Below are 20,964 nucleotides of genomic sequence, written 5' to 3'. Positions count from 1 at the left end.
GAGGGAAATGTTTGTATTACTGTAAAAGATATGGAAAGCAAAAATGTGGAGGGAAATATTTATGATTACCTGTCAGGATATACTGGAACTGCAGCTGGATGGAGTGGAACTGATTGCAGGCGAAGAGGGACTGGATCATCCTGTCACCTGGACTTATATGGTGCAGACCAGACCTTTTGCGGAACACATGAATCAGGGAAATTTTGCCCTGTGCGTCATTGATTATGTGCGTTATGATTTTGAGGAAGCACAGAGGGCTATGGAGGAACTGTACGAACTGGGGATTTCCGGCTTCGCGGTTTCTGTAATGGAAGACCGGGAATGGATTCCGCAGAAAATGATTGACAGAGCAAATGAGCTTGCGCTTCCGTTGTTTTATATCCGCTGGGAAGGGGCATCTTTCGTAGATATTGCCCAGAGTGTGGGAAAGATCATTCTGGAGCATGAGATCCAGAATAAAAGAACGGGAGATTATCTGTATAACCTGCTGTTTGGTTATGACATCAATGACCGATATATCGAAAAAATTTCCAGTCAGTTTGGAATTAATTTTACAAATCCATGCAGAGTGGGAATTATTGTGGCTGACCGAAGATATGGCATTAATCTGGAACAGGATGAACATATCTATGAATATTACGCCAATTACCTGAACTAGGAAGTAATGGCGATGGAAGGAAAACCGATGTTTCTGCGCTTTCTGAATAAGTTTGTGCTGCTGTTTGAAGCCAGAAAGGATAAAAGCATTGAACATGCGCTGGAACAACTTCTGCAGAAGATTGATGCAAGTCCTCAGTTTTACGGAAGTATAAAAAGTACCTGTATTCTTGGAGGAGTCTATACGAATCCGGCAGATTTCGGAAGAAGTTATCAGGAAGCGAAGCGGCTGATTCCCAAGAAAGATATGCTTCCGAATCCGAAACACAAAAAGGTGCTGAGTGCAACAGCCATGGGCATTTATAAATTCCTTTTTAACAATGATAATCATGAGGATATTTTGAACTACTGTAATGACAGGCTGCAGAAACTGGAAGAATATGACCATGCAAACGGAACTTTCCTTCTGGATACCCTGGTGGCTTATTACATGAATGGATTCAGTGTGGGAAAAACAGCGGAGGAACTGTTTATCCACAGAAATTCTCTGCAGTACCGGCTGAATAAAATTCAGGAACTGGTGGATTTTGAACTGGATGATTACATGGAATATCTGGACGTGGTAAACTGTATCCTGATCAAGCGGCTGATGTTTTCCTAGTACATCGTGTTTGAGAATAACAATACGTGTATACCCATATCATGAATTTTTACTGTGCAAAAAGACAAATAATTTTGTGCAAAATGAAAGTTGACGAAAATTGCCCGATGAGTATAATAAGGTTCAACACGACAACAAAGGCGTTGAAGAAAATGAAAATTTTCTTTCAGCGCCTTTTTTGTTGCCAGTACAGAGGAGGATTTTGTTATGAAAAAAAATAATTGGACCAGAATCGCAACTACAGGTATGGTTGCTGCAGCACTTTGTATGACGATGGCAGTTCCGGCAGCAGCAGAAGAGAAAGAGGTATTGAGAGTTGGTATGGAATGTGCTTATGCACCGTTCAACTGGACACAGTAATTACCCAGCAGCCGGCAGCTAATTAATCTTCGTGAGGTGATAACATGGGATTTTTAACAACTGCACTGGAAGATCCGTCGAATTCATTTGAATGGATGATTTTTCTTGCTCACAAGTATTCCAGCATGTTTATCCAGGGAACCTGGCTGACACTTTATATTGCCATAGCAGGTACGATTCTTGGTTTTGTTCTGGGATATGTGGTCGGAATTATTCAGGATCAGAAAATTAATCAGGGAGACAATGTTCTGAAGAAAGCCTTTTTTAAGATATTAAAAGCAATTTGTTCGGTATATGTGGAACTCTTCAGGGATACCCCAATGATCGTACAGGCCATGGTCCTTTATTACGGACTCAGACAGGCAAATACCGGAATCACACCTCTGGTTGCAGGTATTATGGTCACTGTTCTGAATACGGGAGCTTATATGGCAGAGACTGTACGTGCAGGTATCGGTTCTATCGATCTGGGTCAGAGAGAAGGCGCCTGGGCAATGGGAATGTCTCCTATGAAAACCATGCTCTATATTGTACTTCCACAGGCTTTCAAAAATATCATCCCGGAAATGGCGAATACATTTCTGACGAATCTGAAAATGACATCTGTGCTGAATGTTATCGCCGTACAGGAATTATTTATGGCTGCAAAGACAGTTGGTGGAAACTATTATAAGTACTTTGAATCCTATCTTGTGATCGCAGTGATTTATTTTGTACTGTGCTTTGTCTTTAACAGATTGTTTGCTGTCATGGAAAAGAAAATGAAAGGCAGTGACAATTATGTGCTGGCAGTCGAATATATGGATAATCCGTAAGGAGGCAGATTATGAGTGATGCGATTATATCCGTAAAGGATCTGAGTAAATCATTTGGAGATTATGAAGTACTGCGTAAAATTGATTTTCACGTAAATCCGGGTGAGATCATCTGTATTGTGGGTTCTTCCGGTTCCGGAAAATCTACTCTGCTCCGCTGCATTAACAAACTGGAAAAACAGACCAGCGGCAAGATTATGTACCATGGCAAAGAAATCGGGGATGTACAGAGGGAAATCAATGAATACCGGTCAAAAGTAGGAATGGCGCCTTTTATCAATGCAAAGCCATCGCAGCTTTCCGGTGGTCAGAAACAGCGTGTGGCAATTGCGAGATCTCTTTGTATGAATCCGGAGGTTTTACTGTTTGATGAACCTACATCAGCTCTGGACCCGGAAATGGTGGGAGAGGTTCTGAATGTTATGAAAGAACTGGCAACTACCGGGCTTACGATGATTATTGTGACACATGAAATGGCATTTGCGAGAGATGTTTCCTCCAGAACGATCTTTATGGATCAGGGCTATATTGTGGAGGATGCGGCACCGTCAGAGTTGTTTGTGAATCCAAAAAATACCCGTACCAGAGAATTTCTCAGCAGATATCTGGCAGGGTAAAGGGAGGCGTTGGAAATGGAAAAATTTGTTGTGACCTTTGCCCGTGGTTTTGGCAGTGGTGGAAAAGAAATTGCATCCATGCTTGCAAAAGATCTTGGGATTCACTGCTACGAAAACCGTATTCTGACACTGGCAAGCCAGATGAGCGGGCTTGACGAGAAACTGTTTCTGGATATCAATGAACGAATCCGCGGAAATGGAGGCTTTACCAATTTTCTGCGGGGACTCCCGAAGTCCAGACAGTATATTGCAAGAAATGAAAAGTTTGTTTCAGATGACCGGCTGTTTGAGTATCAGTCACAGATCATCAATAACCTTGCGGATCAGGAATCCTGTGTAATTGTAGGAAAATGTGCGGATTATGTCCTGAGAGACAGACCGAATGTGGTCAGCATTTATATAGAAGCACCCCGCGCATTCTGTGTAGAGCGCACCATGCAGAAAATGAAAGTGTCTGCCAAGGTTGCTTCCGCGACCATTGAGAATACGGACAAATACAGGGCAGACTATTACAAATATTATACACATGGAAATTACTGGACAAATCCTGTCAATTATGACATGACTCTGAACAGTGAAAAAGTCGGAGTGGAACGGTGTGTAAAAGTAATTGAAGAGTACATGATCCTGAAAGGCTTGATTACGCGGGAGATGATTTTATCAGAGCGGTCTTTGAATGAAGAAGAAAAAGGGAGCTGATTCTTGGAAAAGGGAAGCTGATTCTTAGAAAAAGGATAACGGATTCTGAGAAGAGACGTTGATTCCGGAAAATGAACAGCAGGAGAATTAATAGAATAAAGATAATCATGAACGGTACATGGACAGGTAGTGGTCTGTGTGCCGTTTTTTTTTGTGTAATTCTTCACAATTATGTTCACAAATTCTTCACAAATAAATTAGCACTCACCTGTTGACAGTGCTAATAATAAGTGTTATATTACACATAGAACAAAAAAGAAACAAAAAAGGAGCGATGACTTATGTTAATGCCTAGTATTTTTGGAGAAAATTTAATTGATGATTTCTTTGGATTTGATTATCCGCACAGAACCCATCAGACAGCACAGAACCAGAATCTGATGCGTACAGATGTAAAAGAACATGCAGACGGTTATGAAGTAGATATCGATCTTCCGGGCTTTAAGAAAGAAGATATTCATATGGAACTGAAAGATGGATACCTTACCGTCGGAGCTGCAACCAGCAGTAAGAAAGACGAAAAGTCTGAAGAAGGCAAATATATCAGACGGGAACGTTTCACCGGAAATGTCATGAGAAGCTTTTATGTTGGTAAGGATGTAAAGGAAGAAGATATTCATCCGAAATACGAAAACGGTATCCTGAGTTTCACAGTACCAAAGAAAGATGCAAAAAAAGCAGTAGAAGAAAAGAACCATTATATTACGATCGAGTGATGATTCAACAGAGACAGTGAATAGTTAACACAACTTTTTTGTAGTACGAATGTTACAGAAACCACATTCGGATTGGATAAGAAAGAAATTGCCATGGAGGATGACTGGCACCTCTTAATATAAATATAAGGCTGTATATCCGCAGATTTTGCAGATATACAGCCTTTTTAGTGCAATTTTCAAACACGATCCAGGTCAGTGAAAAGTGTTTTACATTTTCCTCTGATAGATCAGATATCAAGCAGGTCGCTGTACACTTTCAGAGCGCCATCGGTATTGTGGGCAAGTACACGTTTTGCAAGGACTTTACCAAGCTGAACGCCTTCCTGGTCGAAGCTGTTAAGGTTCCATACAAATCCCTGGAACATGATCTTGTTTTCGAAGTGAGCCAGTAATGCGCCGAGAGCTGCCGGTGTCAGCTGGTCACCGATAATGATACTGGACGGACGGCCGCCGTTGAATTTTTTATTCAGGTTTTCGTCATCCTTGCCGCATGCAAATGCTACAATCTGGGCAGCAACGTTTGCACAGAGCTTCTGCTGGCTGGTGCTGTCTTCGATGTCAACGTCCACACCAAGCTGGCTCTTCTTAAATCCGATGAACTGCAGAGGAACGATATCAGAACCCTGATGCAGGAGCTGGTAGAAGGAATGCTGTCCGTTCGTACCAGGCTCACCGAAAATAACCGGACCTGTTACGTAATTTACAGGCTCGCCGAAGCGGTTTACAGTTTTTCCGTTGGATTCCATATCACACTGCTGTAAATGTGCCGGGAAGCGGCTTAATGCCTGAGAATACGGAAGAACAGCAGTAGCAGGATAACCCTGAACATTTCGCTCATAAACCCCGATCAGAGCATCCAGCATATCCGGGTTCTTTAATAAATCTCTGTTCGTTGCAAGCTGGTCTTCAGCAGCAGCGCCGTCCAGAATCTGTGCAAATACTTCCGGTCCGAATGCAAGGGAAAGGATAGCTCCGCCGACAGCGGATACGGAAGAATAACGTCCGCCGATATAGTCATCCATGAAAATTGCTGCAAGATAATCATCGCTCTTTGCTAATGGAGAGGTTTCGCTGGTTACAGCAAGCATATGCCTGGATGGATCTAATCCGGCTTTTGTCAGGGCGTCTTTTACGAATGCTTCGTTAGTAAGGGTTTCCAGGGTTGTTCCGGATTTGGAAACAACGATGAACAGCGCGTGTGCAAGGTCTGTGGCAGCAAGAACTGCAGCTGCGTCATCAGGGTCAACATTGCTGATGAATTTTGCTTCCATTTTAAAGGTATTGTTGGCTTTTGCCCAGTTCTCCAGAGCGATATAAAGAGCACGGGGGCCAAGGTCGCTTCCGCCGATACCGATCTGAACAACAGTGGTAAATTTCTCACCGGCTTCGTTGGTGATTTCACCTGCATGGACTTTGTTTGCAAAATCGGCTGCTTTTTTCTGCTGTGCAGTGTAGAATTCACGCTTGTCCACACCGTCCACTACAACCGGATTTCCCAGCTGTCTGCGTGCCAGATGATGAAGAACCATACGTTTTTCTCCGGTGTTGATCACTGCACCGTTATATAATTCTTCAAATTTGTCAATAAGCTGGGCTTCGTCAGCCAGTTCAGCCAGTGCAGCTAAAACGGTTTCGTCCACCTGTTTGGCTGCATAATTGAAGCTCAGACCTTCTGCCATAGGTGTGCTGTAACCGGATGCACGCTCTGCGCCTTTTTCGCCGGACATAGCCTCAGCGATATTTACATGATCTTTCAGACCGGAAAGCTTGCTGTAGGAAGCAAGTGTATCCAGATTTTTCCATGTTGCCATAATACGATTCCTCCTTTAATTGGTGTGATTGCATATGATCAATGAATCACAGAGTTCTACAGCAATTATACTGAAAAAATCATATAATTTCAATGATAGATTTTATCACAGGTTTTGGCAGAAGATAGAAGACAGAATACATCTTTTCTTGTCCGGAAAATTAATGCACTATTAAAAGAATAAGCAGTTCAGTTTTTTCCACATGATTTTGAAAGATTGTGAGTATGGGTATGCAGAAGATTTCTTTATAATAAAGATACCATAAATAGAGAAAAGGAGAGACAACTATGAAAAAGTTTTATCAGTATCGCCTGGTCTGGCCGGCATTATTTCTTTACAGTGTGTTTTTCGTAATACCGGCAATTATTGGAATTGGCTATTCCTTTACTGACTGGAGCACTTTTCACAATTCGGTATCTTTTGTGGGATTGGATAACTTTGTTAAAATATTCCAGGACAGAGAATTGTCGAGAAGTCTTGTAAACACACTGAAATATGCAGTGGTTGTGGTTATATTTAAAAATGGATTGGGACTGCTTCTTGCGATTGCGGTGAACACCAAATTGAAAGGAAGAAATATTTTCCGAATGATTTTTTATGTTCCTGCAGTCATTTCTACTATCGCAGTTGGATTGATTTTTACACAGATCCTGCATCCGAATGGAATGCTTAACCATGTACTCGAGTTGGTAGGACTGTCATTCCTTCAGCAGAGATGGCTGGTTGACAGCAAAATTATCATGTATAGTATTGCTGCGGTAAGTATCTGGCAGTGGACAGGTTATCATATGACAATTTATCTTGCCGGTATTCAGGGAATTGATGAAACCTTTTATGAAGCAGCAAGAATAGACGGGGCTACATTCCTGCAGGAACTTCGCTATGTAATGATTCCTCTTTTACGTTCATCCATTAATATTAATGTGATTTTCAGTCTTATTGGCGGAATCAAGGTATTTAGTGAAGTTTTTGTACTTACTAACGGAGGTCCGGGAAGCGCTTCACAGGTACTTGCTACAGAGGTGTTTAAAAAGTTCGGTGAAGGAAACTGGGGGCTGGGAACAGCTTTGAATACAGTACTTTTGATTTTTGTTACAATTATCTGTGTTCCTCTTTTGGTTGTAATGCGTAAGCAGGAGGTAGAAGCGTAATGACTATGAAACAAAAAAGAAAACTGACAAATCTGTTTCTTTATATTTTCCTGATTGTGTGTGCAGGCGTATTTTTGGTTCCATTACTGATCATGGTACTGGGGTCATTTAAGAATAGTATAGAGGTAACTGCATTTAGTTTATCTTTGCCTGAAAAATGGTTATTTGGAAACTATGTACAGGTATTCAACAAGGATTTTATACGTGCTGTTGTGAACAGTTTGATAATTACAGGAGTAAGTGTTATAATTAATATAGCATTGGCATCTATGGCATCATTTATTATTGTCAGAAGAACAGGGAAATTCAGCAGTTTTTTGTATTATTTCTTTTTTATGGGTTCGCTGATTCCGCAGCAGGTAATTCCAACGATCAAAATGTTGAAGACGATGCATTTTTACGGTACAATACCCAGTGCAATTTTGATGTATATTGTAATTAATCTTCCTTTTGCATGTTTCCTGTATGCAGGTTTTATCAAAGGAGTCAGCCGGACAATCGATGAAGCTGCGATTATAGATGGGGCAGGCTGTTTTCAGGTTTATTACAAAATTGTACTTCCACTTTTAAAACCAATTAACATCACAGTTCTGATTATTACATTTATGAATATATGGAATGACATTAATATTCCATTGTATTTCCTCTCAAATCCGAAATATTGGACGGTACCATTGACGGTATACGGATATTTTGGGAAATATAATGGCAGCAACTGGGAGCTTGTATTTGCAAGTCTTGTATTAATAGCACTTCCTATCGTGATTGTATATCTGATGGGTCAGAAATATATTGTATCCGGTCTTACTTCAGGAGCTGTGAAACAATAATATTCAGGTATGCCGAGGCGTACTTGCTAAGACAAAATGAAAAGCAAAAGAAAAATCAGTTATAGATTTCGGATGCAGATGGGCGCTGCAGTGATTATCGCCTGTATTATCCTGTTTTTTTCCTTTTTTATATTTCGATTTTTATTAAAGGAATTGAAAAGAGAAGAATACCGCAATGCTGTAGAAATTCTGAATACAGAGGCAGTAAAAGTAGAACTGTACCTGGAAAGTATTGACAATGTTTCCAAGAAGATTGCAACCAGCCAAAATTTGCAGAAGACATTATCTGATTCTGTACAGAGATTGGGGATTCAGCAATTCCGGAAAATTGAAGAAGTGGTCCAGAACTCTGTGATATTCACAAATGCGGATAAGATGAAAATCTTTATCTGGGATGATCAGAAGCGTATGAGATATTATTCGCATGCATCTGTGGGGGAAGACAGCCTGTTTCTGGAGAAAATTGATAAGATTATGCAGGATGATGCATACTGCTGGTTTGTTACCGAAAACAGGAATAATATGCCAGGACTTGACAGGAGCAGAATGTCAGTAATACGCAGGATTTATAATGTATCCAAAGGAACAAATCAGGGATATGTTGAAATTGTTGTAGACCGTGATTCTATTGATGATATCTTTGGTGTGCAGGAAAAAGTATGTCTGTACAATGAGCAGGGAGAAATCTATTATCCATATGAAACGATAAATGAAAAGATTCTGAACTGTTTGGGAATGGATAGGGACATTGTAGGAGAAGATATGGTTTTTTTGAAAAAACCAATCTTAAATAACCGGATGTATGTTGCGGTGTATTATGACAGCCGTCAGATATTCCAGTCATTTAAATCATGGAGAAATGTCAGTATTGGATTGATTCTGTGCGTGCTTCTTGGAGCTGTACTGGTTGTTTCTTTTTATACAAAAGTACAGCTTGCACCGTTGGAACGTCTCCGCAGGGATATGAAGAGAATTGAATATCTGAATTCTGTCGGTCAGATTAAGAGTGAGGATTATGAGCAGGAATTCAAAGTGTTTGTGGAAACATTTAATGAACTGCTGGAAAAGATTGAAATCGGGAGAAGAAAAGAGCTGATTGCTATGAAACAGATAGAAAAAGCGAAATATGAAGCGCTTCAGGCACAGATTTCCCCTCACTTTATCCAGAATATTCTGTTTGATCTGCAGATTATGATCACAAGCGGAGAAACAGATCTCGCATACGATATATGCGGAAAGTTATCTATGCTTCTGCGCTATATTATGGAGATAAAAAAAATGACAGTCCCATTGGAGAGGGAACTGGAATATGTAAAGAATTATCTGGAATTATATCAGATACAATATGAAACGGACTTTCATTATGAGATTATCAGTGATGCGGATACGGATAGGATAATTGTACCGAAATTATCAATCCAGCCATTTGTGGAAAACTCTATCAAACATGGTCTGTATGATGTTCCATATGCCTGGGAAATCAGCGTAGCATGTAAAAAACATGAAAAAGGTATCAGTATTGAAATTTGTGATAATGGTTGTGGTATGGATGACGATGAGATTCGTTTTATTATGGATCATGTAACGAATATTGGAAATCTGGAAATGGAACAAGATGACAAAAAGATATTGGGAATCGGAATGATCAATACACTTTGCCGGTGGAAATATCTGTACGGAGAAGATACCCACATCCGGATTACCCGAAGAAATCCCGGACTGAAAATAGAAATAATGATTTCGGATGTTCAAGAATATACACATAATACTTCAGTTTAATTCCTGTTTTTGATGAAAAGAATTGTGTATAATACAGTTACTTTAAAGGAACAGGGCGCCTTACAAATCTGAAAAAGAAAAGAGTTGGAGGTAAAAATGAAACAGAAGAACTTTATGAAAATGATGGCCGTAATGCTGACAATGTCTATGCTGGGTACTACTCCTGTTATGGCTGGTGAGGGAGAAGAAAAGGTTACTCTTACAATTGAAATGTCTCAGGATATGAAAGCACAGAATAATGAAGCTGTAAATGAGGAGATTTATGCGGCTTTTGAAGAAAAATATCCGAATATTGAAGTTGAAGAAATTCTTGTACCGGATGCGCAGTATAAAAATGTTGTATCAACAAAAATTTCGGCAGGAGAGCCTTCTGACATCATTATCTGTAACCGTTTAAATGGCCAGACAGATTACAATGCAAAAGAAAATATGCTGGATCTTAGTGATATGGAATTCGTGAGCAGAATGAAAGATCCGTCTATAGTTACAGATGAAGATGGAGTAATCCGCTGCTACCAGCCGAAGTACTCCAATGAAGGAAGCTGTATTGTATATAACAAAACGTTATTTGATCAGTTTGGCCTGGAAATTCCACAGACATGGGATGCATTTCTTGATGTTTGTCAGAAACTGCAGGACAACGGAATTCAGCCTCTTTACAGCCCGTATAAAGAAGTATGGACTTTCCAGATTATCACTTCCGGAACTTTTGGCCAGTTAGAAGCATATAAAATTCCGGGAACTGCTGAAGCAATCAACTCTGGTGAGAAAAAGTGGAGTGAAGTACCGGAATTCCAGGAAATTCTTGAACGTGCAATGGTTCTGGTTGAAAAAGGATACTTTGGAGATTCCTATCTGTCTGATGACTGGGTATCTGCTCCGAGTAAAATGACAAGCGGAGCATATGGAATGATGGTAGCTTTCAATACAACCTTACCGGATCTGGAAGGAACAGAGTATGAATTTGGATTCTTCCCAATGCCTTTCGTAGATGACATTGAACTGAGCATGGCACAGCCACAGGCTTCCGGATGTATGTTTATTCCGAAAGATGCAGCTCATATCGATGCCGCTAAGAAATATATTGATTTCGTATCTACACCGGAAGCGGGGGCAATTTCTGAAAAAGTAAGTCCATATATTCCGACAGTAGAAGGTGTTGAACCGGAAGCAGTATCCGGACAGCAGGAAGTCTTTAATACAGAATATCTGGATAAGGGTAAAGTTGTTCGTGAATTTAACAGTTATGTTGGAGTTGATATGAGTCAGTTATGGGCTCTGTATCAGGAAATGCTTGCAGAACTGATTACTCCTGAAGAAGTTATGACACAGTGGGATGATATCTTTGCTGACTTAATGAAACAGGCAGGGTATGAAGGATTTTAATCAGATTTCATAAATAGGTTTCATAAACAAGGGGCATCACACCGCGGGTTATGGGTGGGGTATGCCCCTTTTTTGGAGATGTTATATGTATAAAATCATAGTAGTGGAAGATAATGTAAGAATTAACCGTTATATATCAGGAATATTGAAAAAAGCACTCCCATCGGATGTTAGTATAGAATCGGCATTTGATGGAGAAAGTGCGCTTCAGATGGCAAAGAATGGTGTGGATGCTGTTATCACAGATATCAGAATGCCCAAAATGAGTGGTATTGAACTGATTACAGAAGTGAAAAAAATGTTTCCAAAAGTAAAAATTGTCATTATCTCTGCATATGAAGATTTTAAGGTTGCCCAGGAAGCAATTGCTCTGAAGGTAGATCAGTATTTGTTAAAACCATTTGATGACAAGAAAATTATTGATATAGCAAAAGGTCTTTACACAGAAAGCATGGGCAGGGAATCTGATGCGATCAAACAGGCGCTTCTTAAGACTGCTTCAGGGGTTATGCTTCAAAAGGAGGAGCAGTATACAGACATTCAGTGTCAGGTTATGCTGCTTCGTTTTGGTGTTTTTGGGACAAAGGGCGGGCTGAATGCAGAAGAGGAACTGAGGCAATATATTGAGAGTATGCAGTACCATCTGGATTATGTGATATTTAAGATGAACTATGAAACATTTGGAATAGTTTTTTATCGGAAGCGGACGGAGTATCTGCCAAATGTTCAGGGACTGGCACTGGGATTGATCAATACTCTTTTAAAAAAATATGCTATGATAAACGTATATTTATCTAAGCCATATCTGGATATCTGTGAAACATATCCGGTGATTTTAAAAAGTTATCAGGAATTGAGCTGTCTTCTTGTAATTGGAAAAAGCATGTTATGGGAAGAAGATGGATACAGACAGCGTATCATTCCGGCATCTCAGGTGGAAAGAAAACTGGCAGAATTTAAACCGATTCTGGAGAAAAGAATGAAGGCGAAAAACCAGCAGAAGATGGCGGAGGCGATTCAGGGATTTTTTCTGAAGGAAGGTCTGGAGGAATATCCGGCAATTCTGATTAAGCGTCTTGTGGTAGGAACAGCAGAAAAAATGCTGGAAGTAAGCAAGTGTATGCTGGATGAAAATATTTTGGAAGTAGTGGAAAAAGAACTGTTGGACTGTTATTGTGTGCAGGATGTAATAGATGCGGTCATAAGAATTTATCAGAATATTGAAAAAATGAATGTAAACGAAAATGGAATTTCTATGAAAGAATTATCGGATCGGGTTCTGGATTATTTGAAAAAGCATGTATATGAAAATGTGTGCCTGAAGGATCTGGTGGATGAATTTCATTTTTCGGAGTCATATATTGTTCGTGTTGTAAGTTATCATACAGGGATAACGCCTATGAAATGGTCTATTTTATTAAAAGTAGAAGAGGCAAAAAATATGTTCCGTACGAACCCCTCGCTGAAAGCGGCTTATGTGGCGGAACAGCTTGGATTTTCGGATCAGAGATATTTTTGTAAGGTATTTAAAAATTATGAGAAAATGACAATTTCGGAGTATAAAAAATTGTGCGAAGAAAGATCAGATAAGGAATAAAAAGGAGATAATGATAATATGGAACGGTTATGGTATAGAAAGAGTGCGAAGTATTGGGATGAAGCACTTCCGGTAGGTAATGGAAGGCTTGGGGCAATGGTATACGGGGGTGTTTGTGAGGAAACGATACAGGTCAATGAAGAATCTGTATGGAGCGGAGCAGAAAGAAACAGGATAAACCCGGACAGTATGCAGTATCTTCCGAAGATCCGGAAATTGCTGGAGGAAGGGAAAATCCCGCAGGCACAGAGAACAGCAGTAGACGCCCTGTCAGGAACACCACAATACCAGAGGGCTTATCAGACTCTTGGTGAGATAAAAATATTACATCATGGAATAAACGGGACACCCAAAAGCTATAAACGGGAGCTGAAGCTTGCAGATGCAGAGGCATATACGGAATTTATAGTGGATGGAACTGTTTATTGCCAAAGTGTATTTGCTTCTTTTCCGGATGACTGTATCGTGATTGTACTTCGTGCGCAGGGTGAGAAAAAACTGGATTTTCACTGCAGACTGGACAGAGGCAGACATTTTGACCGGGCATATGCATCAGGGCAGAAAGAAATTGCATTTGAAGGAAACAACAGCGGACTTGGATTTTATGGAGCACTGCGCTGTATGGAATGTGATGGGAATGTAAAAACAACAGGAGAACATTTGATCATTGACAATGCGTCCTGTGCAGTCCTGCTTTTTAGTGCGGCAACCACCTTCCGAAGTCAGACACCGAATCAGATGACGGAAGAGATTCTGGATAAAGCGGAAAGAAAAACGCTGGAGGAATTAAAAAAAGATCACCAGACTGATTTTGGAAGACTTTATCATAAAATGAAACTGGAATTTGCGCGGGATGAAGAGGCGGAAGTTCTTCCTGTGGATGAAAGACTGGAACGTCTGCGTCAGGGAAAAGAAGATCCCGGATTGTTTGCACTGTATTTTCATTATGCGCGTTATCTCATGATTTCCTGCAGCAGAAAAGGAGGATTACCCGCGAATCTTCAGGGAATCTGGAATGGTGAAATCGACCCGGCATGGGACTCCAAGTTTACCATTAATATCAACCTTCAGATGAACTACTGGCCGGCAGATGTGTGCAACCTTTCGGAATGTTATGAGCCATTCTTTGCACTTTTGGAGCGTGTTCGTGAGAGCGGAAAAAAGACAGCCAAAGAAATGTACGGATGCAGAGGATTTGTGGCACATCATAATACGGACATTCATGCAGACACTGCACCGCAGGATCAGTATATTCCGGCAACTTACTGGGTTATGGGAGGGGCATGGCTTTCCCTGCATATTATGGAGCATTACAGATTTACAAAAGATCTGGAATTTGTGAAAAAGTATTATGGAATTCTTGAAGATGCCGTTTTGTTTTTTAAAGATTTCCTTGTGGAAACAAAAGAAGGATATCTGGCTACTTCTCCTTCTGTTTCTCCGGAAAATACATATATCATGGAAAACGGAACGAAGGGATGTATGTGCATGGCTCCGGCGATGGACTGCGAAATTCTCCATAATCTGTTCAGAGATTTTATGGATGCCTCTGCCCTTCTTGGAATTGAAAATACATTAACCTGTGATGTCCGGGAAATGGCGTCAAAAATACCGGGACTTCATATCGGAAAACATGGACAGCTTATGGAATGGATGGAAGATTATGAAGAGGAAGAACCGGGACATCGCCATATTTCCCATTTATTTGGTGTGTTTCCGGGAAGTGAGATTAATGAGTACGAAACGCCGGAATTGATGGAAGCTGCAGAGAAAACATTGAGACGTAGATTATCATTTGGCGGCGGGCATACAGGATGGAGCAGAGCATGGATTATTTCTTTGTGGAGCCGTTTTAAAAATGGAGAGCTTGCTTATGATAATCTGAAAAAATTGCTGCAGACATCAACATTTGATAATCTGATGGATAATCATCCGTATGACTGCAAAAGGGGAAAAGTTTTCCAGATCGATGGAAACTTTGGTGCAGCTGCTGCAATTTGTGAAATGCTGGTTCAGAGTCAGAATGGCAGAGTTGTGATTCTTCCGGCGGCAGGAGATGTGCTGACAGACGGAACGGTATCCGGTTTGCGGATCAGAGGAAACGGACAGATTGCGATGGAGTGGAAAGATGGAAAACTTACTGTATTCCGGATTAAAATGGGCAATACAGAAAAACTGGTTCTGCAGTATAACGACATAATGAAAGAATGCCTGCTGGAAAAAGATAAGGAATATGTATTTGATTCAAATCTGATATTAAAAGAATGTTGTGCTTAAAGCTGGGCAGAGTATGTCAGATTAGTGTATACTTAAGTAAAAAGAGTTACTGTGAATGTAAGAAACAGGAATGAAAAAGGATAGGTAGTGTCAAATAATTTATGATATCAGGGAGGAAAAGAAAATGAGAGGGAAATTCAGAAATCCAATATTGTCCGGTTTTTATCCGGATCCGTCAATTTGCCGTGTCGGGGAAGATTATTATATGGTCACGTCTTCTTTTGCGTATTATCCGGGGCTGCCGATCCATCACAGTAAAGATTTGATCCACTGGGAACAGATTGGTCATGGAATACACAGACCAGACCAGCTGGACTATAAAAACTGCGAAGCCTCGTTGGGCCTGTGGGCTCCCACGATCCGTTATCATGAGGGGAAATTTTACATCATAAATACCCTTGTGTCGGAGGGAAGAGAAGCAAGAAGAGATAACTATATTATTACGGCAGACAGACCGGAAGGACCGTGGAGTGATCCTGTTTTTGTAGAAGGAGCAGACGGAATAGACAGCAGTCTGTTTTTTGATGAAGATGGTTCTGTATGGTATGTTGGTAATTATATCTGCAAAGAAAATCTTTATGAAGGACATCATGGAATTTATCTTTGCGAGTTAGACAAAGATACGCTGCAGTTTAAAGGTGAGAGAAAAATTTTGTGGGATGGCATTACCACAAGAGGGAAATGGCTTGAAGCACCGCACATTTATAAAATAAATGGAATGTACTATCTGATGGTAGCAGAGGGAGGCACGTTTACCAATCACAGTGTTATGATGGCGCGAAGCAGTTCTGTGACAGGACCTTATGAAGTATGTCAGAGAAACCCGGTAGTAAGTCACAGACACCTTCCGCTGGATCGTGATATTTCCGTAACAGGACATGGAGACCTGATTGAAACCCAGAATGGAGAATGGTGGATGGTACTTCTTGGAGTCCGTCCTTATGAGGCGAAGAAGAAAGAAGATTATCGGAATGAGAATGGAAATATTTTTTATAATCTTGGAAGAGAAACTTTCCTCCTTCCAATGGCATGGAGCGAAGATGGATGGCCGATTGCAGCGTCAGAAAATGGCATTGTAAATGAATGGGAACGTAAGCCGGAGCTTCCGGAGTATATTGCGCATATGGATGACAGCAGTGATAATTTTGAAGATGAAGAACTGAGAATGATGTGGAATACCCTGCACCAGCCTGTGGAAAACTTCTATTCTCTGACGGAAAGAAGTGGATTTCTCAGATTAAAGCTTCGTAAGGAAACTCTTGAAGAAATTAACACCCCGTCTTTTGTCGGAAGGAGACAGCAGCATATGCGTTTTCTGGCAAAAACAGCCATGGAATTTACACCGGCAGCTGATTGTGAGGAAGCAGGCGCAGTGCTTCTTCAGGATGATCGTTTCCATATTACATTTACAAAAGCAAAAAAAGGTACTGATTTTGTGCTTCTGATCAAAAAGACAGAATATGGAAAGACGACACTTCTGAGCGAAATTCCGATAAAAGATACCGGGAGAATTTATTTGCAGATTCAGGGAAATGAGAGCAATTATACATTTGCCTACGGATACAGAGAATCCGAAAGAATTGACTGTGGACTGACCGTACCGGCAGAAATACTGAGCTCTTCGGTTAATGGCGGATTTACAGGAACTTATATCGGTATGTATGCTGTATCAGCAGGAAAAGGCAGTGAAAATTATGCGGATTTTGACTGGTTTCATTATCATGGAATTTAACTATTGAGTGATGGTTTGAACAACAGAATGGGGGGAAAGTACAATGAATTTTCGGTTTGCAATTATGGGTGCGGGAAATATTGCGGGGAAATTCTGCGATGCAGTGAGTCGTGTGGAGGGCTGTGAAGTAGCGGCGGTCGCCAGCAAATCCATGGAACGGGCGAAGGAATTTTCACGCAGAAACCATATTCCGAAGGCGTATGATCATTATGAAACAATGCTTAAGAAAGAACAGCCGGATTGTGTTTATATTGCTACGACACCGGACTCCCATTATCGTCTGGCAAAGCTGTGCATGCAATATAAAACACCAGTATTGTGTGAAAAAGCAATGTTTATGAACAGCGCGGATGCGAAGGATATTTTCGGGGCTTCCGAGAGAAACCGCGTATTTGTTATGGAAGCTATGTGGAGCCGTTTTCTGCCTGCTGTAAAAAAAGCGAAGGACTGGATTGCAGAAGGAAAAATCGGTGAACCCAACTGCTTAACGATTGCAGTCGGGACGGCGTTTGACAAAGAAAAGAACCGGAGAAACTTTGACCCGAATCTGGGCGGCGGAGCTGCCTTTGACCTGACGGTATACTGTTATGAACTGGCTACCTGGTTCTTTGGACACGAGATTGAGAAGACAGATATTTCTGTATTCTGGGATGAAACAGGCATTGATACATCCAATCATATCTGCCTGAAGTACAGAGACAAAGAAGCCATTCTTACGGCCAGCTGTGTTTCCATGCTGGATGAAAAACTGACGATATCCGGAACCTGCGGGCGCCTGGAAATTCCGCATGTGCATTATGGAGAGGAAGCCTTTCTTTTTGACAGAGAAGGAAAAATGGCTGAGCATTTTGTGGATGAGGAGACGGTCAATGGCTTTGTTTATGAGATTCGGGAAGTCATGGAATGTATCCGGGAATCCCGGGTGGAAAGCGCAGTCGTGCCCCATGAAGAGACCCTGAGATGTGCGGAATTGTTTGACAGGATATACTGCAGAAAGTAACAAAAGATTCGATCTGCTGTTTGGCAGAAGGAGGTATGTATGGGAAAAAAATATTGGAAATGTATGAGCGTTTTGTGTACTGCCGGGCTTTTGTGCGGCGTGCAGGCGATGCCTGTGTTTGCGGAAAATGGATTCTCCTATGAGGATGTTTCGAATCTGACATTTACATTCAGCAGTGGTGTGGGAGCATGGGGAACGGTTCTGGAAATCGATGAAAAAGGAGCTTTTGAAGGTTTTTTCCATGATGCAAATATGGGAGAAACCGGGGAAGGATATCCCAATGGGACGGTGTATGTCTGTGACTTTTTCGGGCAGTTTACAGAGCCTGTGAAGGTGAATGATTATACCTATTCTGTGGAAATTGAAAGCCTGGAATATGAGAAAGAAGCGGATACTTCGGAGATCGTTGATGGTGTTCTTTATGTGAACAGTGATCCCTATGGGCTGGATCATGCAGAGCAATTTCTGTTCTATCTTCAGGGCGCGCCTCTTGCTGAACTTCCGGAAGAGTATCGGAGCTGGGTGGGATATTATGATTTAACATCTGTGGAAGAAACAGAACTGCCTTTTGTCGGTTTTTATAATGAAGCTGCGGAAGAGGGATTCAGAAGTTATGAAAAAATGGATGATGCAGATGGAACGGAAATGTCAGAAATCGATGCGGAATTAGCGGATATTGCCGCACAGGCGGAAGATATGGAAGAACAGCTTGAGAGCGGAATGCTTGCACAGCAGGAAATGAACAGACTTTCCGCGGAACTTTATATACTCTGGGATGAAGAGCTGAATTCCATGTGGAAACGCATAAAGGAAATTCTGCCGGAAGATGCCATGGACCTGCTGACAGAAGAAGAGCTGGACTGGATCCGGGAAAAAGAAGCTGCTGTGAAAGAGGCAGGATCCGAAGCAGAAGGCGGAACTCTGCAGCCGCTTCTGGAGAACACAACAGCTGTAGAATATACGAGGGAACGCGTGTATGAACTGGCAGAGTATCTGCGGTAAAAGGACTGTGATTTTGATAATAAATTAGGTGTCTTAAGTAAATTCAGTACATTGTTATGAAAGAAATTTGTATACTTTGATTATGCATGATTTTAGGGAAAAGCCGCTCCGGACTTGCTGTGTAAATCACTTTACAACAGCAGATCCGGAGCGGCTTTTTGTTTCAAGAGAAAGAATATTTACAGGCCGGCAGCCTGCTTTTCCAGCATTTCTAAAAGATCAGAAATAACACATCCGGTGGTTTCGAAATGCAGATAATCGGTCACATATTTATCAAATAAAACCTGTACCTGTGCAGGAAAATCCTCATCTGCATCCCAGAAAATCAGCTGCAGAGGAATCTGCGGGAAGGAAGTAAACCTGAAGGCGAGATCACCCCTATCCAGTCTGTTTCCACCAAGCTGAATGCAGGCTTTTTCCAGTAAATCTGACTTGCCGGAGAACCGGGAAGCGAATGGAGTAAGGAGAGGATCCGGGAGATTGCGGTTATGTGCTCCTGCTCCTTCCAGTGCAGTATTGGGAACCCAGATTCCGGCAGTACGCGGCTGATCTTTGGTATAATGGAGCAGATGATAAATGCTCATAGTTTCATTGAAATACAGCTGATCTGTCCATTCTTCTTCGATTTTTCGTTCCAGATGACCGTCGCTCAGACATAAACGGTAAGATTTCCCATAATAAACCAGATAAAGATAATCTTCATCATATTCCAGATCAAGAATCCGGGAAATACGGGAAGGATCATATCCGACAAAAGCACTGTGCCATTGTTCTGTCAGAGTTTCATGGTTGGAAAACAGGTAACCTCTGTTCTGGAAAGCATGATAATTTACGCTCATAGTGTTCTCCTTCTATAATCATATACAAAGTGGTTTTTACTGGTATGTAATCAGGTAGTACTGTTTATCTTGAAATGAGATAAGACTCCCACCTCTATAGGTGGTGAGTTACGTCAATTTAGTCTTGGTGGGAGTCCAATCTCCTTCCAAGATAAAGCCTCCGGCGGATTGCAGAGGTGCGCAGATGTATCATGTCATGCGAAGCATGACGCGCACCTCGCAGCAAGTACGTCGAGGCGTACTTGAATTCATTCACAGAAACAACCCGGTTATTCTGAGATTATGATATCAGAATCATTTTTTGTGAATTTTGAATTGATATGATATCATTATATATAATCGATTTGATAAAAACAATGTGAAGTTGATGAGTTATGGTATATTATGTTGGATAATAAGGAATCGTCCATATTACTTGCAAATCACGAGCAGTTAATAAAAAATTGTTATTTCCAGGCTGCATAGATGAAGCCTGATGTGTTATTATGATGCCAGGTTCAATGACATTTTATCGTTGGTACAGTACATCACAGGTGACGAATCTGTGTGTCAGAGTGGTTAAAATACCTTTTGATTCCATCATTATTTGATGTATATCATGTATGAATCAGTTTGTATCATATGTGACTGGTTCGCTTATTTATGATGCTGTACGGGTACAATGTTCTGGAGCAAATAGATAATGATTATGGAGGAAAAAGATATGGCAGGACTTATTGATATCGCTCCGCTTGCGGACAAAGAGGATAAGCTTGAGCAGATTTTGGATTATCTGGAGGAACTGAAGCGTGAATTCGAAGAGGTTGTGGAAGAGTATGAGAGTGACGATGCTGACGAAGATATTCTGGATGTTTTGACAGATGCACTGGATGCATTGGAGGATGCGTTTGATGGTATTCAGGATGTTGTGATGGAACAGATGTAGATCTGGCAGGTGGTTATTTCGCGTGGATGATACTGAGATTTACAAATACTCACTTTTATAATGAAATAGTCTGGAAAATTAAAAAATAAAGATCACATGATGATGGGGTCAAAAGGTATTTTGACCTCTCTGATACACGGATTTCTCCGCACTTTGTGCTCCCGAAA

The 20,964-nt window shown here is 41.1% G+C and carries 19 protein-coding genes; 17 read left to right on the top strand and 2 right to left on the bottom strand.

The window, feature by feature from the left end; translation table 11 throughout:
* Window positions 1–61 precede the first annotated feature (61 nt).
* The 7 genes from ACTNEW_RS07785 to ACTNEW_RS07755 all read left to right on the top strand — a co-directional run bounded on the left by ACTNEW_RS07785 (window position 62) and on the right by ACTNEW_RS07755 (window position 4,465).
* On the top strand, window positions 62–658 hold the full coding sequence (locus ACTNEW_RS07785) for a PucR family transcriptional regulator ligand-binding domain-containing protein (RefSeq protein WP_441059700.1): 597 nt from the start codon (window positions 62–64) through the stop codon (window positions 656–658).
* 12 nt (window positions 659–670) lie between these two features.
* A complete protein-coding gene (locus tag ACTNEW_RS07780; RefSeq protein ID WP_441059698.1) occupies window positions 671–1,258 on the top strand; it encodes a PucR family transcriptional regulator in 588 nt (195 codons plus the stop codon).
* Window positions 1,259–1,465: 207 nt separating this feature from the next.
* Window positions 1,466–1,618, top strand: coding sequence for a hypothetical protein (locus tag ACTNEW_RS07775; RefSeq protein WP_441059696.1), 153 nt, complete (start codon window positions 1,466–1,468; stop codon window positions 1,616–1,618).
* A gap of 44 nt (window positions 1,619–1,662) precedes the next feature.
* Window positions 1,663–2,433, top strand: coding sequence for an amino acid ABC transporter permease (locus ACTNEW_RS07770; protein WP_441059694.1), 771 nt, complete (start codon window positions 1,663–1,665; stop codon window positions 2,431–2,433).
* An 8-nt stretch (window positions 2,434–2,441) separates the two neighbouring features.
* Entirely contained in the window at window positions 2,442–3,050 is a 609-nt protein-coding gene (locus ACTNEW_RS07765; protein ID WP_441059880.1) for an amino acid ABC transporter ATP-binding protein, read from the top strand.
* A gap of 15 nt (window positions 3,051–3,065) precedes the next feature.
* On the top strand, window positions 3,066–3,749 hold the full coding sequence (locus ACTNEW_RS07760; RefSeq protein WP_441059692.1) for a cytidylate kinase-like family protein: 684 nt from the start codon (window positions 3,066–3,068) through the stop codon (window positions 3,747–3,749).
* A gap of 281 nt (window positions 3,750–4,030) precedes the next feature.
* Complete coding sequence (locus ACTNEW_RS07755) at window positions 4,031–4,465, top strand: Hsp20/alpha crystallin family protein (RefSeq protein WP_441059690.1); 435 nt, start codon at window positions 4,031–4,033, stop codon at window positions 4,463–4,465.
* Between the two features lie 230 nt (window positions 4,466–4,695).
* Here ACTNEW_RS07755 and ACTNEW_RS07750 read toward each other — a convergent pair whose 3' ends face one another.
* A complete protein-coding gene (locus tag ACTNEW_RS07750) occupies window positions 4,696–6,279 on the bottom strand; it encodes a glucose-6-phosphate isomerase (RefSeq protein WP_441059688.1) in 1,584 nt (527 codons plus the stop codon).
* 287 nt (window positions 6,280–6,566) lie between these two features.
* On the opposite strand from ACTNEW_RS07750, the gene ACTNEW_RS07745 reads away from it, so the two are divergent.
* The 9 genes from ACTNEW_RS07745 to ACTNEW_RS07705 all read left to right on the top strand — a co-directional run bounded on the left by ACTNEW_RS07745 (window position 6,567) and on the right by ACTNEW_RS07705 (window position 19,033).
* Window positions 6,567–7,430 carry a carbohydrate ABC transporter permease gene (locus tag ACTNEW_RS07745; protein WP_441059686.1) on the top strand — a complete coding sequence of 288 codons (864 nt, stop codon included), beginning with the start codon at window positions 6,567–6,569 and terminating at the stop codon, window positions 7,428–7,430.
* A complete protein-coding gene (locus ACTNEW_RS07740) occupies window positions 7,430–8,260 on the top strand; it encodes a carbohydrate ABC transporter permease (protein WP_441059684.1) in 831 nt (276 codons plus the stop codon). The genes ACTNEW_RS07745 and ACTNEW_RS07740 overlap by 1 nt, the downstream gene beginning before the upstream one ends.
* A gap of 36 nt (window positions 8,261–8,296) precedes the next feature.
* Window positions 8,297–10,039, top strand: coding sequence for a sensor histidine kinase (locus tag ACTNEW_RS07735; RefSeq protein WP_441059682.1), 1,743 nt, complete (start codon window positions 8,297–8,299; stop codon window positions 10,037–10,039).
* A gap of 96 nt (window positions 10,040–10,135) precedes the next feature.
* Window positions 10,136–11,425 carry an ABC transporter substrate-binding protein gene (locus tag ACTNEW_RS07730; RefSeq protein ID WP_441059680.1) on the top strand — a complete coding sequence of 430 codons (1,290 nt, stop codon included), beginning with the start codon at window positions 10,136–10,138 and terminating at the stop codon, window positions 11,423–11,425.
* A gap of 85 nt (window positions 11,426–11,510) precedes the next feature.
* Window positions 11,511–13,022, top strand: coding sequence for a response regulator transcription factor (locus ACTNEW_RS07725; protein WP_441059678.1), 1,512 nt, complete (start codon window positions 11,511–11,513; stop codon window positions 13,020–13,022).
* Window positions 13,023–13,040: 18 nt separating this feature from the next.
* On the top strand, window positions 13,041–15,299 hold the full coding sequence (locus ACTNEW_RS07720) for a glycoside hydrolase family 95 protein (protein ID WP_441059676.1): 2,259 nt from the start codon (window positions 13,041–13,043) through the stop codon (window positions 15,297–15,299).
* 124 nt (window positions 15,300–15,423) lie between these two features.
* Window positions 15,424–17,031: a glycoside hydrolase family 43 protein gene (locus ACTNEW_RS07715; RefSeq protein WP_441059674.1), complete on the top strand. Its 1,608-nt coding sequence runs from the start codon at window positions 15,424–15,426 to the stop codon at window positions 17,029–17,031.
* Window positions 17,032–17,074: 43 nt separating this feature from the next.
* Complete coding sequence (locus tag ACTNEW_RS07710; protein WP_441059672.1) at window positions 17,075–18,031, top strand: Gfo/Idh/MocA family protein; 957 nt, start codon at window positions 17,075–17,077, stop codon at window positions 18,029–18,031.
* Between the two features lie 39 nt (window positions 18,032–18,070).
* Window positions 18,071–19,033: a lysozyme inhibitor LprI family protein gene (locus tag ACTNEW_RS07705; RefSeq protein WP_441059670.1), complete on the top strand. Its 963-nt coding sequence runs from the start codon at window positions 18,071–18,073 to the stop codon at window positions 19,031–19,033.
* Window positions 19,034–19,212: 179 nt separating this feature from the next.
* Here ACTNEW_RS07705 and ACTNEW_RS07700 read toward each other — a convergent pair whose 3' ends face one another.
* A complete protein-coding gene (locus ACTNEW_RS07700; RefSeq protein WP_441059668.1) occupies window positions 19,213–19,872 on the bottom strand; it encodes a DUF3786 domain-containing protein in 660 nt (219 codons plus the stop codon).
* A gap of 703 nt (window positions 19,873–20,575) precedes the next feature.
* On the opposite strand from ACTNEW_RS07700, the gene ACTNEW_RS07695 reads away from it, so the two are divergent.
* Window positions 20,576–20,797: a hypothetical protein gene (locus ACTNEW_RS07695; RefSeq protein WP_441059666.1), complete on the top strand. Its 222-nt coding sequence runs from the start codon at window positions 20,576–20,578 to the stop codon at window positions 20,795–20,797.
* Window positions 20,798–20,964 lie beyond the last annotated feature (167 nt).

The organism is Blautia sp. HCP3S3_G3 (assembly GCF_052063365.1).
Taxonomy (GTDB): Bacteria; Bacillota; Clostridia; order Lachnospirales; family Lachnospiraceae; genus Blautia_A.
The sequence above is the reverse complement of the archived record's forward strand: the minus strand, read 5'-3'. Positions and strand labels throughout refer to the sequence as shown.

Coding starts and splice junctions, on each gene's coding strand:
- ACTNEW_RS07785 (WP_441059700.1), top strand. CDS start 62: ATGATTACCTGTCAGGATATACTGGAACTGCAGCTGGATGGAGTGGAA.
- ACTNEW_RS07780 (WP_441059698.1), top strand. CDS start 671: ATGGAAGGAAAACCGATGTTTCTGCGCTTTCTGAATAAGTTTGTGCTG.
- ACTNEW_RS07775 (WP_441059696.1), top strand. CDS start 1,466: ATGAAAAAAAATAATTGGACCAGAATCGCAACTACAGGTATGGTTGCT.
- ACTNEW_RS07770 (WP_441059694.1), top strand. CDS start 1,663: ATGGGATTTTTAACAACTGCACTGGAAGATCCGTCGAATTCATTTGAA.
- ACTNEW_RS07760 (WP_441059692.1), top strand. CDS start 3,066: ATGGAAAAATTTGTTGTGACCTTTGCCCGTGGTTTTGGCAGTGGTGGA.
- ACTNEW_RS07755 (WP_441059690.1), top strand. CDS start 4,031: ATGTTAATGCCTAGTATTTTTGGAGAAAATTTAATTGATGATTTCTTT.
- ACTNEW_RS07750 (WP_441059688.1), bottom strand. CDS start 6,279: ATGGCAACATGGAAAAATCTGGATACACTTGCTTCCTACAGCAAGCTT.
- ACTNEW_RS07745 (WP_441059686.1), top strand. CDS start 6,567: ATGAAAAAGTTTTATCAGTATCGCCTGGTCTGGCCGGCATTATTTCTT.
- ACTNEW_RS07740 (WP_441059684.1), top strand. CDS start 7,430: ATGACTATGAAACAAAAAAGAAAACTGACAAATCTGTTTCTTTATATT.
- ACTNEW_RS07735 (WP_441059682.1), top strand. CDS start 8,297: ATGAAAAGCAAAAGAAAAATCAGTTATAGATTTCGGATGCAGATGGGC.
- ACTNEW_RS07730 (WP_441059680.1), top strand. CDS start 10,136: ATGAAACAGAAGAACTTTATGAAAATGATGGCCGTAATGCTGACAATG.
- ACTNEW_RS07725 (WP_441059678.1), top strand. CDS start 11,511: ATGTATAAAATCATAGTAGTGGAAGATAATGTAAGAATTAACCGTTAT.
- ACTNEW_RS07720 (WP_441059676.1), top strand. CDS start 13,041: ATGGAACGGTTATGGTATAGAAAGAGTGCGAAGTATTGGGATGAAGCA.
- ACTNEW_RS07715 (WP_441059674.1), top strand. CDS start 15,424: ATGAGAGGGAAATTCAGAAATCCAATATTGTCCGGTTTTTATCCGGAT.
- ACTNEW_RS07710 (WP_441059672.1), top strand. CDS start 17,075: ATGAATTTTCGGTTTGCAATTATGGGTGCGGGAAATATTGCGGGGAAA.
- ACTNEW_RS07705 (WP_441059670.1), top strand. CDS start 18,071: ATGGGAAAAAAATATTGGAAATGTATGAGCGTTTTGTGTACTGCCGGG.
- ACTNEW_RS07700 (WP_441059668.1), bottom strand. CDS start 19,872: ATGAGCGTAAATTATCATGCTTTCCAGAACAGAGGTTACCTGTTTTCC.
- ACTNEW_RS07695 (WP_441059666.1), top strand. CDS start 20,576: ATGGCAGGACTTATTGATATCGCTCCGCTTGCGGACAAAGAGGATAAG.